Below are 14,313 nucleotides of genomic sequence, written 5' to 3'. Positions count from 1 at the left end.
AGCCCCGCATAGTGATGCAGAGCCTGGTGAATTTGACCATTTTTTAGCGAAATTATTCGCGGTTTGCCACAAGACTCAGCGCGTGTTCCAGCACTGAGACGTCGGCCCCGGCTTTATGTGCGTTTTCGCTCAGATAGCGACGCCACTGGCGCGCCCCTGGGATCCCCTGGAACAGGCCCAGCATATGGCGGGTAATATGTCCGAGGTAGGTCCCCTGCTGCAGTTCACGCTCAATATAGGGATACATTGCCCGAACCACTGCTACAGGATCCGCATCCACCGCATCCGCGCCGAATATTTCCCGATCAACACGCGCCAGAATGCCCGGATTCTGATACGCCTCGCGTCCAACCATCACACCATCCATATGCTCCAGGTGGGTTTTGGCCGCCTCCAGCGAAGTGATACCGCCATTAATCGACATGGTGAGATGCGGGAAATCGCGTTTAAGCTGGTAGACACGTGGGTAGTCCAGCGGGGGGATTTCACGGTTCTCTTTCGGGCTTAAGCCGGAAAGCCAGGCTTTACGCGCATGGATGATAAACATCTCACATTCGCCCCTGCCGGAAACCGTGCTGATAAAATCGCAGAGAAATTCGTAGCTGTCCTGATCGTCAATGCCGATGCGGGTTTTCACCGTCACCGGAATGGATACCACGTCGCGCATCGCTTTGACGCAATCGGCCACCAGTTGCGCATTGCCCATCAGGCACGCGCCGAACATGCCGTTCTGCACGCGATCGGACGGGCAACCTACGTTCAGGTTGATCTCATCATAACCGCGCTGTTCTGCCAGTTTCGCGCAATGCGCAAGCTGCGCCGGGTCACTCCCCCCCAACTGCAATGCTACCGGGTGTTCTTCTTCGCTGTATGCCAGATAGTCGCCCTTGCCATGAATAATAGCTCCCGTCGTCACCATCTCTGTATAGAGCAGCGTATGGCGTGAAAGCAGGCGCAGGAAATAGCGGCAATGGCGATCCGTCCAGTCGAGCATCGGCGCAATGGAGAAACGGTGAGCAGGATAAGCAGCAGGCTGATTTTCTGGCGACATGGCGAATAAATAGGCTTTAGGTAAAAAAGGGGCGCTACTATAGCACAAAGAAAAACCGGAGGCGCAAGGCCTCCGATTGTGCATCAGAATGTCATGCTCAACTGCGCACCGGCACCCCAGGTTTTGTTCTCACCCACTAACCCCATAAAATCAACGTGCACGCGGTTAAATGGCGCAAAACCGACACCGCCGGTGAAGACGTTGCTTTCATCGCCTTTGACATCAGCGCGATAACCGGCACGAACCGCCAGCCAACTCAGAGGACGAACCTCCGCACCGACGCCAACAAACTGCGAGTTTTTCTCGCTCTTAAAGCCTTTGGTTTCCGTCAGATCACCATCAGCGCTTAGCGTCAGCAGATCGTTATGCCACGCCGCACCCGCGGTGACTAATGGGCTTATTTGGTAGGTATCTTTGTAGTTTTTAACCTCACCGGTTCTGCCATTGGTGATAAATACATCTTTGGTGTCGATGTTACGCGAGACCAGGTTTTGTCCACTCAGACCGACAGTGACGTTATCTGTTAAATCTGCCGCCAGGCCAACATCAATGTTAAAGCCCGTGTCGTCCTTGCGGTACTTACTGTTGTTCCATTGGTTTTTGTCGTAATCATAAATCGATGTGGTGTAGTTATAGATCCACGACTTTTGCAGTTTTGGCGTAACGCCCACGGAAAGCGGAACACCGCCCACGTCAAACTGGTGCGCCATGGCGATACCAAAATCCGTAATGATGGCCGCACGGCCTGATGCCGTGGAGTTAAGATTTTTTGTGATTTCGCCTGAGCCATTAGGTGAAAGTACTGCCCCCAGGGCAACGCCTGTGGCTACCGTATCACTGTTCTGGATATTGCGAAGGTAGGTGATATCGTCCTGATCAATATTCGAATTGACGCGAGCATGCGCGTAACCTTTGGTCACAAAGGCAACAGACAGCACATCGTTAGGAATCGTGACGGCGATACCGGCCCCGGCATTCGCACTCGCGGTTTTACCCTCCAGATAATCAAGCGAATCCGCCAGATCTTTTGCCGCTGACTGGAACTGATCAACAGTACTAACGGGGTTAAGCAGCACTTCCCGCAAGGTGAGGTTATTAACTATGTCCTTGTAATAATCGATCTTATTACTGATATCATCAATTTCATCACGCAGGTTGTCCTCATCAGTTATGCGCGCACCCACGGTCGGTAAGATGACCGTAACATTGTCTTCCGGTTTTGCTTTTGCCAGCAACGCCGGGTTAATGAATGCACCACTGCCGTAATTTGCGGAGGCAACACCTGTTCCCCCCATCGCATCATTACGTGCCTCTGCCCAGGTATTTGCCGCTCCGGCTTGATTTGCCACGAAAAAGGAGACAGCGATAGCGACCACCGAAAGTTTAAGATTGTTTTTCACAGTATGCGTCTCGTAATCAAATGAGTTTTATTACCCTGTTAGTTGTGACATGGACAGGGAGGCTCTATTGCTGCGAATAACATCCAAAAAATATCCTATTTCTACTGAATGTAATAAATCGTTACAGAAGATGTTGTTATATGAAGTGACCATCAATATTTATAGAAGACACATGGCGATTGCGAAAGGTGAAGGCGCGGTCGTGATCTCGGCGTTTTGTACAGAACATGGTAAAGTGGGGCCTTATATTGCCATTTCATGAGAGAACGCCTATGGATAAGTCCACTTCGCAAGAGATGCTCGCGCAGGCCGAAAAACTGTGTGTGCAACGCAATGTGCGCCTGACTCCTCAGCGCCTCGAAGTGTTACGCCTGATGAGTCTGCAGCAGGGGGCAATCAGCGCTTATGACCTGCTCGATCTTCTGCGTGAGGCAGAACCGCAAGCCAAACCTCCTACCGTCTATCGCGCGCTGGATTTCCTTTTAGAGCAAGGGTTTGTGCATAAAGTAGAGTCCACTAACAGCTACGTACTTTGTCATCTTTTCGATCAGCCGACGCACACGTCCGCGATGTTTATCTGTGACCGTTGTGGTGTGGTAAAAGAGGAGCAAGCGGAGGGCGTGGAAGACATCATGCATGCGCTGGCGGCAAAACGCGGTTTTGCGCTGCGCCATAATGTCATAGAAGCACATGGATTATGCGCTGATTGCGCGGAAGTTGAAGCGTGTCGACATCCCGGCGAATGTCATCATGACCACACAATTCAGTTGAAAAAAAAATCGCGCCAGGCGTGATTTTTCTCTTTTAAGCAGGAAAGGCAATCGAGGGTGGTACATCCATGTACCGTTCGGGCAGGGTAGCCATTGAGGGTTACACATTGGGGGGATGTGAAGGCTACCAGCGGTAATCGTTCCGCGTTTCCCAATCCACGACTTCTTTTTCTGCCTGATCTTTGGCGTAGCCGTAGCGTTCCTGAATTTTACCGACCAACTGGTCGCGTTTACCTTCAATGATGGTCATATCATCGTCGGTCAATTTACCCCACTGTTCTTTCGCTTTACCTTTGAATTGTTTCCAGTTGCCGCTGACTTCGTCTTTATTCATCGTCGTCTCCTCATCATTGGTCATGAACAGCGTTATTCCTTTCGTTACGCTCTTAATATCCTGAACGTGATAATTATTGTAGTTAAGGATAGCGGCCATGATTCTTTATTCGGAATTTTTAACCATCGGAAAGCAAATTACCGGAATAGATATGCGGAGCAAAACCGAGCGAGATCAGAGGGATAAAAAAGAGGTTAAAGCTTTGTCAGGAAAAGCAAGCAACCGTGACAGCAGGCATGCCGCCACGGCTCAGAAGGCTATTACAGCCATTCACCATTGCGGATAACGCCAACCGCCAGACCTTCAATGGTGAAGTTGTGATCGCGCAGGTCGACCACAATAGGGGAAAACTCACTGTTTTCAGGCAATAGCTGCACGGTATTACCCTGCTTTTTCAGCCGCTTGACTGTCACTTCATCGTCAATACGCGCTACAACAACCTGCCCGTTGCGAACATCCTGGGTTTTATGCACCGCCAGCAGATCGCCATCCATGATGCCGATATCTTTCATCGACATACCGCTTACGCGCAGCAGAAAATCAGCGTTAGGTTTGAAGAGAGAAGGGTCGACCTGATAGTGCCCTTCAATGTGCTGTTGCGCCAGCAAAGGTTCGCCAGCAGCGACGCGCCCGATAAGCGGCAACCCAATATCCTCTTCCTCTTCAAGCAACAGACGAATACCGCGAGACGCGCCGGATACAATCTCGATAACACCCTTACGCGCAAGCGCTTTCAAGTGTTCCTCTGCCGCGTTTGGGGAACGGAACCCCAACTGTTGCGCGATCTCCGCACGCGTCGGCGGCATACCTGTCTGGTTGATTCGATCGCGAATCAGATCGAACACCTCTTGCTGCCTGGCCGTTAAAGCTTTCATTCCGCCCCCTGGGTGTATATACAGTTATGCTGTGAGTATATACAGTTAAAGGCGATTTTGAAACCAAAATTAAGCAAAAAACGCGGACTTAACGCATTTCTGGAAGCGCTATCGAAAATAGCCCCACAGCAGAGAAACCCAGGTAAACAGTGCCAGGAGAATGGCCATCAATACCGCAGCAGACCCCATGTCTTTCGCACGCCCCGAGAGTTCGTGAAATTCAGACCCAATACGGTCAACCACGGCTTCAATCGCACTATTAAGGATTTCCACAATCATCACCAGTACGACAGAGCCAATCAGCAGAACGCGCGTAATCGCATCTACATCCAGAAAAGCCGCAATGATGATGGCAATAACGACCGCAACACCTTCCTGACGAAAAGCAGCTTCGTTAATCCACGCTGCGCGCACCCCTTTCCATGAATAGCCTGCCGCTTTAATGATGCGGGTAATTCCAGTGGTATTGTTGGCCATCAAAAACAACCTTTTTATGTAATGAACGTCAATGTCTATGTAAGCTTATAGAGGTAGAAAAGAAATTCTGCGGACTTTCTGATATTCTTGCCGCGCAATGGCATTATTAACCAGAGGCTTTACATCGTTTATGTCCGGCTGGCCACGAATTTACTACAAATTACTTAATTTACCATTAAGCGTGCTGGTAAAAAGCAAGTCTATCCCGGCGGAACCCGCCCAGGAATTAGGGCTCGATACGTCGCGCCCTATTATGTACGTTTTGCCTTATAACTCGAAGGCAGATTTGCTGACCTTGCGCGCTCAGTGTCTGGCACACGATTTGCCCGACCCCCTCGAACCGCTTGAAATCGACGGAGCGGAGCTGCCGCGTTATATCTTTATTCACGGTGGACCGCGTGTCTTTACCTGGTACACGCCGAAAGAAGAGTCGATCAAGCTATTCCATGACTATCTCGATCTGCACCGCAGCCATCCCGATTTGGATGTTCAGATGGTGCCTGTGTCGATGATGTTCGGCCGTTCTCCAGGTCGCGAAAAGGGCGAGGTCAACCCGCCGCTGCGTATGCTAAACGGTATTCAGAAATTTTTCGCGATCTCGTGGCTTGGCCGCGACAGCTTTGTGCGTTTCTCCCCGCCGGTTTCGCTGCGTCGTATGGCAACCGAGCACGGCACGGACAAAACCATTGCGCAAAAGCTGGCGCGCGTAGCGCGTATGCACTTTGCCCGTCAGCGCCTGGCCGCCGTGGGACCGCGTTTACCTGCCCGTCAGGACCTGTTTAATAAGCTGCTCTCCTCCAAAGCCATCGCTCGCGCCGTAGAAGACGAAGCGCGCAGCAAAAAAATCTCCCATGATAAAGCGCAACAAAATGCAATTGCGCTGATGGAAGAGATTGCGGCGAACTTCTCCTACGAGATGATCCGTCTGTCAGACCGTATCCTCGGCTTTACCTGGAACCGTCTGTATCAGGGCATTAATGTGCATAACGCGGAGCGTGTTCGTCAGCTCGCCCATGATGGCCATGAAATTGTCTATGTGCCCTGTCATCGCAGCCATATGGACTATTTGCTGCTCTCCTACGTGCTCTATCACCAGGGGCTGGTACCGCCGCATATTGCCGCCGGGATCAACCTGAACTTCTGGCCGGCGGGCCCCATTTTCCGTCGTCTGGGCGCGTTCTTTATTCGCCGTACCTTTAAGGGTAATAAGCTCTATTCGACCGTTTTCCGCGAGTATCTGGGCGAACTGTTTAACCGTGGCTACTCAGTGGAATACTTTGTTGAAGGCGGGCGCTCCCGTACGGGCCGTCTGTTGGATCCGAAGACCGGCACGCTTTCTATGACGATTCAGGCCATGCTGCGCGGAGGTACCCGTCCGATCACGCTGGTGCCAATCTACATTGGTTATGAGCATGTCATGGAAGTGGGGACTTACGCCAAAGAGCTGCGCGGCGCGACGAAAGAGAAAGAAGGTTTTGCCCAGATGATACGCGGTTTAAGTAAGCTGCGTAATCTCGGTCAGGGTTATGTGAACTTCGGCGAGCCTATCCCGCTGATGAACTACCTGAATCACCGGGTGCCGGAATGGCGCGAGTCTATCGATCCTATCGAAGCGGTACGTCCTGCCTGGCTGACGCCGACGGTGAACGCTATTGCTGCCGATTTGATGGTACGCATTAACAATGCCGGGGCGGCAAACGCCATGAACCTCTGCTGTACCGCGCTTCTGGCCTCTCGCCAGCGTTCTCTGACCCGTGAACAGCTCACCGAGCAGTTGAATTGCTACCTCAACCTGATGCGCAATGTGCCCTATGCCGCCGACACAACGGTACCCACCGTAAGTGCGGACGCGCTTATTGAGCATGCGTTGCAGATGAACAAGTTCGAAGTAGAGAAAGACACGATTGGCGATATCATCATTCTGCCGCGCGAGCAGGCGGTTCTGATGACGTACTACCGCAACAACATTGCGCATATGCTGATGTTGCCCTCGCTGATGGCGGCCATTATTACCCAGCATCGTCATATCTCTCAGGACGAAATGCTGCGCCATGTTGAACTGCTTTACCCGATGCTGAAAGCCGAACTGTTCTTACGTTGGGAAAAAGAAGAACTGGCAGGCGTGCTGGAAAGCCTTGCTCAGGAATTGCTGCGCCAGGGGCTGATCACTATGAAAGATGGCCAGCTCTATATCAGCCCGGCACATTCCCGTACTCTGCAACTGCTGGCGGCGGGTGCGCGCGAAACGCTGCAACGCTATGCCATCACCTTCTGGCTGCTGAGCGCCAATCCGGCAATGAACCGCAGTACGCTGGAGAAAGAGAGCCGCACGCTGGCACAGCGTCTGTCTGTTCTGCACGGCATCAATGCGCCGGAATTCTTCGATAAGGCGGTATTCAGCACCCTGGTGCTGACGCTGCGTGACGAAGGGTATATCAGCGATACCGGAGATGCCGAGCCTGAGCAGACGCTGGCGGTGTATCAACTGTTAGCTGAGCTGATTACCTCTGATGTGCGCTTGACGATTGAGAGCGCAACCCAGGCAGAGTGAATAAAGCAGCCGCATCCGGGAATAACGTCCCCGATGCGCTTTGCTTATCGGGGCTACGCTGAGCCTGGCGCTTAAGGTAGCCCCGATAAGGCAACGCCGCATCCGGGAAGAGGTGAATTACGCCAGGTAACTTGCCGCGAGACCGATAAACAGTACCAGCCCCACATAGTTATTATTCATAAACGCCTTAAAACAGGCGTCGCGATCGCGATTCGCAATCAGCTTCTGCTGATAAACAAACAGCGCCCCCGCAATAATAACCGCCCCGTAGAATTGCCAGCCTAAGCCATTGAGCGCACCGATCGCCACCATCAGCGCCAGCACCGCCACCTGTAATATGCCGATGATTAATTTATCGTGGCGTCCAAAGAGAATAGCGGTCGACTTGATACCGATTTTCAGATCATCGTCGCGATCCACCATGGCGTACTGCGTATCGTAGGCCACCGCCCACAAGATATTGGCAAGAAACATAACCCAACAACTCAGCGGTACCGACTCACTCACTGCGGCAAACGCCATCGGAATCGACCAGCCAAACGCCGCCCCCAGCACCACCTGCGGCAAATGGGTATAACGCTTCATAAACGGATAAACCCAGGCAAGCAGAAGCGCCGCAACGGAGAGCAGAATGGTCATCGTGTTAAGCGTCAACACCAGTGCAAACGCCAGCACCACCAATACCACAAACAGTACGCGCGCTTCGTTTTCCGTAACCGCCCCGCTAGGCAGCGGACGATTGGCCGTACGTTTCACATGGCCGTCAAATTTACGATCCGCATAGTCATTTACCACACAGCCTGCCGCACGCATCAACCAGACCCCTGCCACAAACACCAGCAGGATCCACAGGGGAGGAACGCCCGGCGTTGCAACCCACAGTGCCCACAGCGTTGGCCAGAGCAACAGCAACGCACCAATGGGCTTGTCCGTGCGCATGAGTCGATGAAAGGCCAGCAGCTTATTCTGCGAGAGACTCCACTCCATTTTTTTTCCTCTTAGTACAGCGGTGACGCAGGCAAAAACAGTTCGGTCAGCAGGAGAGGTTTCCCCCCCAGGCGCAAGCGGGAGCGTCTTCCCCACAGCGTGTCATAGCGACCAACTTCAATAAAATCTCGTGTCAGCGTAGATGATGTAAAGAGATAACGCCCAAGCGGCGTGGTACCCAGCTTCTGCAGCGCAAGTTCCGGCCCGGTCAGCGTAGACTCCGGCACCACGGTTCGCCCGGCAAGCCAGGGTTCGCCGTCAGCGCACAGCAGGATCTCCCGCAGCCAGTACCGCGTATCGTCAGGCAGCAAATGGCGCTCGCCATCAAGCATATCGGACGTCACAAACCCTTCCTGGATAAGCGTCACAGACACCTGTTTCCCCTGTTGCTCAAAACGTTTCGTCATGGAATCTTCCAGCAACAGCCAGTCCAGTTGCTGCGGGTCGAGCGCGGGAAGTGCGTCAAAATAGCGTAGCGCACGCAGTTGCGTAAGCGCGGGGTGTGACATGCCTTACTCTCCAATACATAACGTCACATTATTGTATCGCAGAACAGGCTGCCTCGTGCGGGGAACTTCATTCAGTTTTCATAAGCGCAACAGATATGCAACAGCGTCGTTGCGCCAGAAAAAAGGGTGCGTCAGGCGACGCACCAGTTGTTGCAAACATCAGCATTGCGGGGAGACGGTTACCCCTTGCCTTTTACACTGCTGATAAAGGTTTTCCGGGCGGATGTAGACCCGAGACGCTCAGCTTCATTCAGTAATTTCAGGGCCTTATCGATATCACCTTTTGCAGCGGCCTGTTTAATGGCCTGGTTGAAATAGCTTTCAGTGTCATTCAGCATCGGCTCACTTTTCGCGGCAGGTGCAGGCGCAGAGGTCGGCGCGGCAGCCACCGCAGCAGGTGAGGCCGCCGGTGCGCTATAAGCTGTGGCAGGCGCGGCGGTGTTACCCACCGTCACCGGTCCTGGTCCGGATGAACCAAACAACGGGCCAACCAGCACGCTGGAACCGCTGTTGGTTTTCACTTTCAGTTTCACCACGCCCTCAGTAACGTGACGGGCTATCGGATCGGGGATATCCGGTACCGCGTTACCCGTTCCTTTGGCGTAGGATTTGGCCGGGTCCATCAGTTTGGTGGTCTGGCGCAGATCGTTTTCGGTTGTGAAGACCAGCAGATAGATTTTTTGCTGGCCCAGCGCAGGCGTCAGGCGCATCACCCCTTCCAGCCTGTCGGCACTCATCACTCCCGGCTCCTGATAGGTAAAGAAGCTGCTGGGGAAGTACGCGGCAGGTGACATGTTCTGGTCAAGAACCAACACATTGGGCGCAAAAACGCTGGTTTGTTTATTCACTTCACTGCTGAGCGTGAGCGTCAGTTCACCGATGTTCGCCGGGACGCTCCAGGCGGCCACCGGGCCACTGATCCCCGCTACATTCAGGCGCTGGCCCATAGTGGCCAGTTCGGTCGTTTGTGTTTTGCTTTGATCGACAGGCGTCCAGCTCAGTTGCTGGAGTGCGGAAGCCGGAATGGCCGGCGCCGCCGTGGTATTTTGCGGGACGATGTTAACATCTGCGAAGCTAACCCCAGGCGCTGCGGCGAGTAAACCCGCGGTCAGGCACAGGGCGACGAAACTTTTTTTCATTTTCATTGTTATCACCTTCTTTACGAGAGACAACTAACGCCCGGCAATAGCGCACTGTCTCGAAGAATTGAGGGGCTTGCGCCCCTCTTGTTTCGGTACGTCAGGTGGTGAGAATTACCACCAGATTTCCATCTGGGCGCCGAAGCTCCACTCGTCGTTATCACCACGGCTGAAGGTTTTCGCGGAGGTATCGCGATACGCTACGCCAGAGGTGTAACCATTACCGTTTTCGCTGGCATAGCCCCATTTCTCATCCCACTTCGCGTAGGTTGCGAAAAGACGAATTGCCGGACGAGACCAGATGCTGTCGCCAGCCTGCCACTGTTGGGCCAGGGTGATTTTGTACTGGTTGTTGGTGTCGCTGGTGCGCTGGGATTTGACGTTGTCATAACCCAGTTCCAGCAGGGTGCTCATGATCGGTGTCCATTTGTACATAGGACGTACGCCCACGGTCCACCACTTGGTACCGTTGTTGTCGTCACGGTTGATGTCCTGGTACATACCGACATACATCAGGTCCCAGTTGTCAGCGAGGCTGATTGCCCCGTGATCCAGCACGCGCCACAGTGAACCGTTGTTGTTGATGCTGCCGCCCTGCGGAATACCTTTACCGTTAGAGGTCATGGAGTCTGTTGCGTACTGCAGTACAAACTTGTTGTAACCTTTCATCATGCTCTGGGTATGTTCAGCGGTGAACATCCAGCCATCTTTCGATGCGCCCGGCGCCAGATCATATTTGTCCGGCAGGTTGGTGTGACCGTAATCCACACCAAACTCCAGCGTACCGCCAGGGTTGACAGCCATTTGCGCTAAACGCACGTCGAAGACATCGTTCGGCACCAGATTGTCATACACGCGATTACCAAACGAGTCACGGTCAGCGAAAGTACCGGAACCACCCGCTTCAGACGAACGGGTTGCTGCTAAAGAGAATTTACCGAAGCCAACATCAACGTTTTCAAGACCTGCACCAGGACCAGAGATATCCCAGTAGTAGAAGTCGATCATGTGAACGTCATGACGTTGATAGAAGCGTTTACCTGCCCAGATGGTGGAGCCCGGCAGCGCGTCGATCAGGTTTTTACCCTGAACGTTGGCTTCACGGAACGCAGGGCTGGTCGCTTCCCAGTCATTACGCTGGGCAACGGAGTAGGCTACGTTGGTATCGAAGTAGAAGCTCTTGTCGCCTTCTTTCCATACTTCCTGGCCCAGTTTCAGTTCGGCGTAGGTTTCGCATTCGTTACCAAGACGATACTTACTTTGAGCACCGGTGGCCTGGAAGCACTGCTGCTCGCCGCCGCTGCCGGTCCAGCCAATACCCGAACGGGCATAGCCTTTAAAATCGACAGCGCCCGCCTGAGCAGACAAAATGCCCGCGGCGATGGCGATTGCCAGTGGAACTTTGCGCAGAGTAGTCATCATTCTATCTCCTGAGATCATTGCTTTTCTTTAAACACCTCACCTCTCGGGCTGCCTCTTCGTTGGCTGCAACCGCGAACGGTTTGGCGTTTTGCTTTTTTAATGGGAGACCTTAAACGCCCGGCTCTTTATGCAACCGACGACAGGCCGTACCATCCTCGCGGAACAGATGGCAGCGCTCTGGCGGCAAGCCGATAGCGAATGTGGCCCCCTCTTCTACCAACACCACGTCATTCTGGCGGTAGACCAGGTTTTGACGGATGGCGGGGATCTGGATGTGAATTTGCGTTTCGTGGCCTAGCTGTTCGACGACCTGAACTTCGCCTTCCAGGGTGACATCAGCGATGTCGCTTGGCAGCAGGTGTTCAGGACGAATACCGAGTGACATATTGCTGCCGACCTGCACATTGGCGCTGTCGACAGGCAGCCAGACCCGCTGGCGGTTAGGCAGCTCGACCTGGACTTGTTCAATGGCGGTGGCCGTTACCTTCACCGGCAGGAAATTCATTTTTGGCGAACCAATAAACCCGGCGACAAAGCGATCTGACGGATAGTGGTAAAGCTCAAGCGGTTTACCCACCTGCGCGACGCGACCGGCGTCCAGCACCACGATTTTGTCAGCGAGCGTCATCGCTTCTACCTGATCGTGGGTGACGTAAATCATCGTGCGGCCGAGGCGCTTATGCAGACGCGAAATCTCAATACGCATCTGCACACGCAGCGCGGCATCGAGGTTGGAAAGCGGTTCATCCAGCAGAAAAACGCGCGGTTCTGCCACCAGCGTACGACCAATTGCCACGCGCTGACGCTGGCCGCCAGACAAGGCTTTCGGTTTACGCTCCAACAAATGCGCCAGTTGCAGGACTTCTGCTACCTGGGTGACCCGCTGGTTGATGACCTCTTTTTTCGCCCCGGCCAGCTTTAAGCCGAATGACATGTTCTCCGCCACGGAAAGGTGCGGATAAAGTGCATAAGACTGAAACACCATGCCCACGCCGCGCTCGGCGGGTGGGATATCGTTCATACGAGCATCGCCAATAAACAAATCGCCGCTGGTAATGGTTTCCAGACCCGCAATCATGCGCAGCAGCGTCGACTTCCCACAGCCTGACGGACCGACAAACACCACGAATTCTCCTTCGTGGATGTCGAGATTGATGTCTTTTGACACCACCACATCGCCCCAGGCTTTCGTTACATTCCGCAGCTGTACGCTCGCCATGCCCCTCTCCCTTCGTTACAACCTGTCACTTACAGAAACATTCAAGATGGGCTGACTATGGGCTATTGATAACGCTGGCGAATCCTCCACCCCCTCGCTTTTTTATGGGGGAGGAGACGGGAGGATGAGAGGGACGAGTCTGCCCCGCGTTGCCGGGGGCTGAGGCGATTTTCGTGACGCAGACGGCAAAAATCGGTGTGTTTTTATGTGCGCTGACACACATAAAGAAACTTTATGTAACAGAGATCACACAAATCCACCCAGGGGCGTAGGGGTAAGGAGGATGAGAAGCGCTTGCCAACAAAGGAGACTACACCCCGTTAGACCACCAAACATATCCACGAGCACATCACCTAAAGGACGGGATATATGAAATTCAAAACAGGCGCATGCATCCTCGCATTGTCCGCACTGACGACGATGATGTTCTCCGCTTCTGCCCTCGCAAAGATTGAAGAAGGTAAGCTGGTTATCTGGATCAACGGCGACAAAGGCTATAACGGTCTGGCCGAAGTGGGTAAAAAATTCGAGAAAGATACCGGTATTAAGGTCACCGTTGAGCACCCGGACAAGCTGGAAGAGAAATTCCCGCAAGTTGCAGCGACCGGCGATGGCCCGGACATTATTTTCTGGGCTCATGACCGTTTTGGCGGCTACGCACAGTCTGGCCTGCTGGCGGAAGTGACCCCGGATAAAGCCTTCCAGGACAAGTTATTCCCGTTCACCTGGGATGCAGTGCGTTATAACGGCAAGCTGATCGCCTACCCGGTCGCCGTGGAATCCCTCTCACTGATTTACAACAAAGATCTCGTGCCGAACCCGCCAAAAACCTGGGAAGAGATCCCGGCGCTGGATAAAGAGCTGAAAGCGAAAGGTAAGAGCGCGCTGATGTTCAACCTGCAAGAGCCGTACTTCACCTGGCCGCTGATTGCCGCTGACGGCGGTTACGCCTTCAAGTTTGAAAACGGCAAATATGACGTGAAAGACGTTGGCGTGGACAGCGCTGGCGCGAAAGCGGGTCTGAGCTTCCTGGTTAAGCTCATCAAAGACAAACATATGAATGCGGATACGGATTACTCCATCGCCGAAGCCGCGTTTAACAAAGGCGAAACTGCGCTGACCATTAACGGTCCGTGGGCGTGGGGCAACATTGATAAGAGCAAAATCAACTACGGCGTGACCTCTTTGCCCACCTTTAAAGGCAAGGCGTCCAAACCGTTCGTTGGTGTGCTGAGTGCCGGTATTAACGCCGCCAGCCCGAATAAAGAACTGGCAAAAGAGTTTCTGGAAAACTACCTGCTGACCGATCAGGGTCTGGATGAAGTGAATAAAGACAAACCACTCGGCGCGGTGGCACTGAAATCCTTCCAGGACCAGTTAGCGAAAGATCCACGTATCGCGGCAACAATGGATAACGCCCAGAAAGGCGAAATCATGCCGAACATCCCGCAGATGGCCGCCTTCTGGTACGCCACCCGCACCGCCGTGATCAACGCAGTGAGTGGTCGTCAGACCGTCGATGCCGCGCTGAAAGACGCACAGGGTCGTATTACTAAGTAAGACTGTAGTCCCTTATTTC

The 14,313-nt window shown here is 53.4% G+C and carries 14 protein-coding genes; 4 read left to right on the top strand and 10 right to left on the bottom strand.

Annotated elements, in window-relative coordinates:
• Positions 1-52: 52 nt before the first annotated feature.
• Both dusA and traF read right to left on the bottom strand, forming a co-directional pair.
• Positions 53-1,051 (bottom strand): tRNA dihydrouridine(20/20a) synthase DusA, encoded by a 999-nt coding sequence (gene dusA / locus ABU190_RS18215; RefSeq protein ID WP_354692150.1) that lies wholly within the window; start codon positions 1,049-1,051, stop codon positions 53-55.
• Between the two features lie 83 nt (positions 1,052-1,134).
• Positions 1,135-2,451 carry a conjugal transfer protein TraF gene (gene traF / locus ABU190_RS18210; protein ID WP_354692070.1) on the bottom strand — a complete coding sequence of 439 codons (1,317 nt, stop codon included), beginning with the start codon at positions 2,449-2,451 and terminating at the stop codon, positions 1,135-1,137.
• Between the two features lie 272 nt (positions 2,452-2,723).
• On the opposite strand from traF, the gene zur reads away from it, so the two are divergent.
• Positions 2,724-3,245: a zinc uptake transcriptional repressor Zur gene (gene zur / locus ABU190_RS18205; protein WP_354692069.1), complete on the top strand. Its 522-nt coding sequence runs from the start codon at positions 2,724-2,726 to the stop codon at positions 3,243-3,245.
• Between the two features lie 100 nt (positions 3,246-3,345).
• Here zur and ABU190_RS18200 read toward each other — a convergent pair whose 3' ends face one another.
• On the bottom strand, positions 3,346-3,555 hold the full coding sequence (locus ABU190_RS18200; protein ID WP_039077936.1) for a CsbD family protein: 210 nt from the start codon (positions 3,553-3,555) through the stop codon (positions 3,346-3,348).
• 97 nt (positions 3,556-3,652) lie between these two features.
• On the opposite strand from ABU190_RS18200, the gene ABU190_RS18195 reads away from it, so the two are divergent.
• Positions 3,653-3,841 (top strand): hypothetical protein, encoded by a 189-nt coding sequence (locus tag ABU190_RS18195; RefSeq protein WP_354692068.1) that lies wholly within the window; start codon positions 3,653-3,655, stop codon positions 3,839-3,841.
• Here the strand turns inward: ABU190_RS18195 and lexA are convergent.
• Both lexA and ABU190_RS18185 read right to left on the bottom strand, forming a co-directional pair.
• Positions 3,816-4,430, bottom strand: a complete 615-nt coding sequence (gene lexA, locus ABU190_RS18190; RefSeq protein ID WP_039077914.1) for a transcriptional repressor LexA — start codon at positions 4,428-4,430, stop codon at positions 3,816-3,818. The genes ABU190_RS18195 and lexA overlap by 26 nt on opposite strands.
• 108 nt (positions 4,431-4,538) lie before the next feature.
• The gene (locus ABU190_RS18185) at positions 4,539-4,907 is read right to left on the bottom strand and encodes a diacylglycerol kinase (RefSeq protein WP_079497650.1); all 369 of its coding nucleotides are present in this window, start codon (positions 4,905-4,907) and stop codon (positions 4,539-4,541) included.
• 130 nt (positions 4,908-5,037) lie between these two features.
• On the opposite strand from ABU190_RS18185, the gene plsB reads away from it, so the two are divergent.
• Positions 5,038-7,458 (top strand): glycerol-3-phosphate 1-O-acyltransferase PlsB, encoded by a 2,421-nt coding sequence (gene plsB, locus ABU190_RS18180; RefSeq protein ID WP_354692067.1) that lies wholly within the window; start codon positions 5,038-5,040, stop codon positions 7,456-7,458.
• Between the two features lie 117 nt (positions 7,459-7,575).
• On the opposite strand, the gene ubiA is transcribed toward plsB, so the two are convergent.
• From ubiA to malK, 5 genes are all read right to left on the bottom strand, one after another.
• Complete coding sequence (ubiA, locus tag ABU190_RS18175; protein WP_354692066.1) at positions 7,576-8,445, bottom strand: 4-hydroxybenzoate octaprenyltransferase; 870 nt, start codon at positions 8,443-8,445, stop codon at positions 7,576-7,578.
• An 11-nt stretch (positions 8,446-8,456) separates the two neighbouring features.
• Positions 8,457-8,954 (bottom strand): chorismate lyase, encoded by a 498-nt coding sequence (ubiC, locus tag ABU190_RS18170; RefSeq protein ID WP_039077918.1) that lies wholly within the window; start codon positions 8,952-8,954, stop codon positions 8,457-8,459.
• Positions 8,955-9,133: 179 nt separating this feature from the next.
• Positions 9,134-10,099 carry a maltose operon protein MalM gene (malM, locus tag ABU190_RS18165; RefSeq protein WP_354692065.1) on the bottom strand — a complete coding sequence of 322 codons (966 nt, stop codon included), beginning with the start codon at positions 10,097-10,099 and terminating at the stop codon, positions 9,134-9,136.
• Positions 10,100-10,207: 108 nt separating this feature from the next.
• Positions 10,208-11,515, bottom strand: a complete 1,308-nt coding sequence (locus ABU190_RS18160; RefSeq protein WP_354692064.1) for a maltoporin — start codon at positions 11,513-11,515, stop codon at positions 10,208-10,210.
• 109 nt (positions 11,516-11,624) lie between these two features.
• Complete coding sequence (gene malK / locus ABU190_RS18155) at positions 11,625-12,734, bottom strand: maltose/maltodextrin ABC transporter ATP-binding protein MalK (protein WP_039077921.1); 1,110 nt, start codon at positions 12,732-12,734, stop codon at positions 11,625-11,627.
• 369 nt (positions 12,735-13,103) lie between these two features.
• On the opposite strand from malK, the gene malE reads away from it, so the two are divergent.
• The gene (gene malE / locus ABU190_RS18150) at positions 13,104-14,294 is read left to right on the top strand and encodes a maltose/maltodextrin ABC transporter substrate-binding protein MalE (RefSeq protein ID WP_354692063.1); all 1,191 of its coding nucleotides are present in this window, start codon (positions 13,104-13,106) and stop codon (positions 14,292-14,294) included.
• Positions 14,295-14,313 lie beyond the last annotated feature (19 nt).

This window comes from Phytobacter sp. RSE-02 (assembly GCF_040578655.1).
Taxonomy (GTDB): domain Bacteria; phylum Pseudomonadota; class Gammaproteobacteria; order Enterobacterales; family Enterobacteriaceae; genus Phytobacter; species Phytobacter diazotrophicus.
Note: the sequence above shows the minus strand (reverse complement) of the source record. Positions and strands in the feature narration are given on the sequence as shown.

Coding starts and splice junctions, on each gene's coding strand:
- dusA (WP_354692150.1), bottom strand. CDS start 1,051: ATGTCGCCAGAAAATCAGCCTGCTGCTTATCCTGCTCACCGTTTCTCC.
- zur (WP_354692069.1), top strand. CDS start 2,724: ATGGATAAGTCCACTTCGCAAGAGATGCTCGCGCAGGCCGAAAAACTG.
- ABU190_RS18200 (WP_039077936.1), bottom strand. CDS start 3,555: ATGAATAAAGACGAAGTCAGCGGCAACTGGAAACAATTCAAAGGTAAA.
- ABU190_RS18195 (WP_354692068.1), top strand. CDS start 3,653: ATGATTCTTTATTCGGAATTTTTAACCATCGGAAAGCAAATTACCGGA.
- lexA (WP_039077914.1), bottom strand. CDS start 4,430: ATGAAAGCTTTAACGGCCAGGCAGCAAGAGGTGTTCGATCTGATTCGC.
- ABU190_RS18185 (WP_079497650.1), bottom strand. CDS start 4,907: ATGGCCAACAATACCACTGGAATTACCCGCATCATTAAAGCGGCAGGC.
- plsB (WP_354692067.1), top strand. CDS start 5,038: ATGTCCGGCTGGCCACGAATTTACTACAAATTACTTAATTTACCATTA.
- ubiA (WP_354692066.1), bottom strand. CDS start 8,445: ATGGAGTGGAGTCTCTCGCAGAATAAGCTGCTGGCCTTTCATCGACTC.
- ubiC (WP_039077918.1), bottom strand. CDS start 8,954: ATGTCACACCCCGCGCTTACGCAACTGCGTGCGCTACGCTATTTTGAC.
- malM (WP_354692065.1), bottom strand. CDS start 10,099: ATGAAAATGAAAAAAAGTTTCGTCGCCCTGTGCCTGACCGCGGGTTTA.
- ABU190_RS18160 (WP_354692064.1), bottom strand. CDS start 11,515: ATGATGACTACTCTGCGCAAAGTTCCACTGGCAATCGCCATCGCCGCG.
- malK (WP_039077921.1), bottom strand. CDS start 12,734: ATGGCGAGCGTACAGCTGCGGAATGTAACGAAAGCCTGGGGCGATGTG.
- malE (WP_354692063.1), top strand. CDS start 13,104: ATGAAATTCAAAACAGGCGCATGCATCCTCGCATTGTCCGCACTGACG.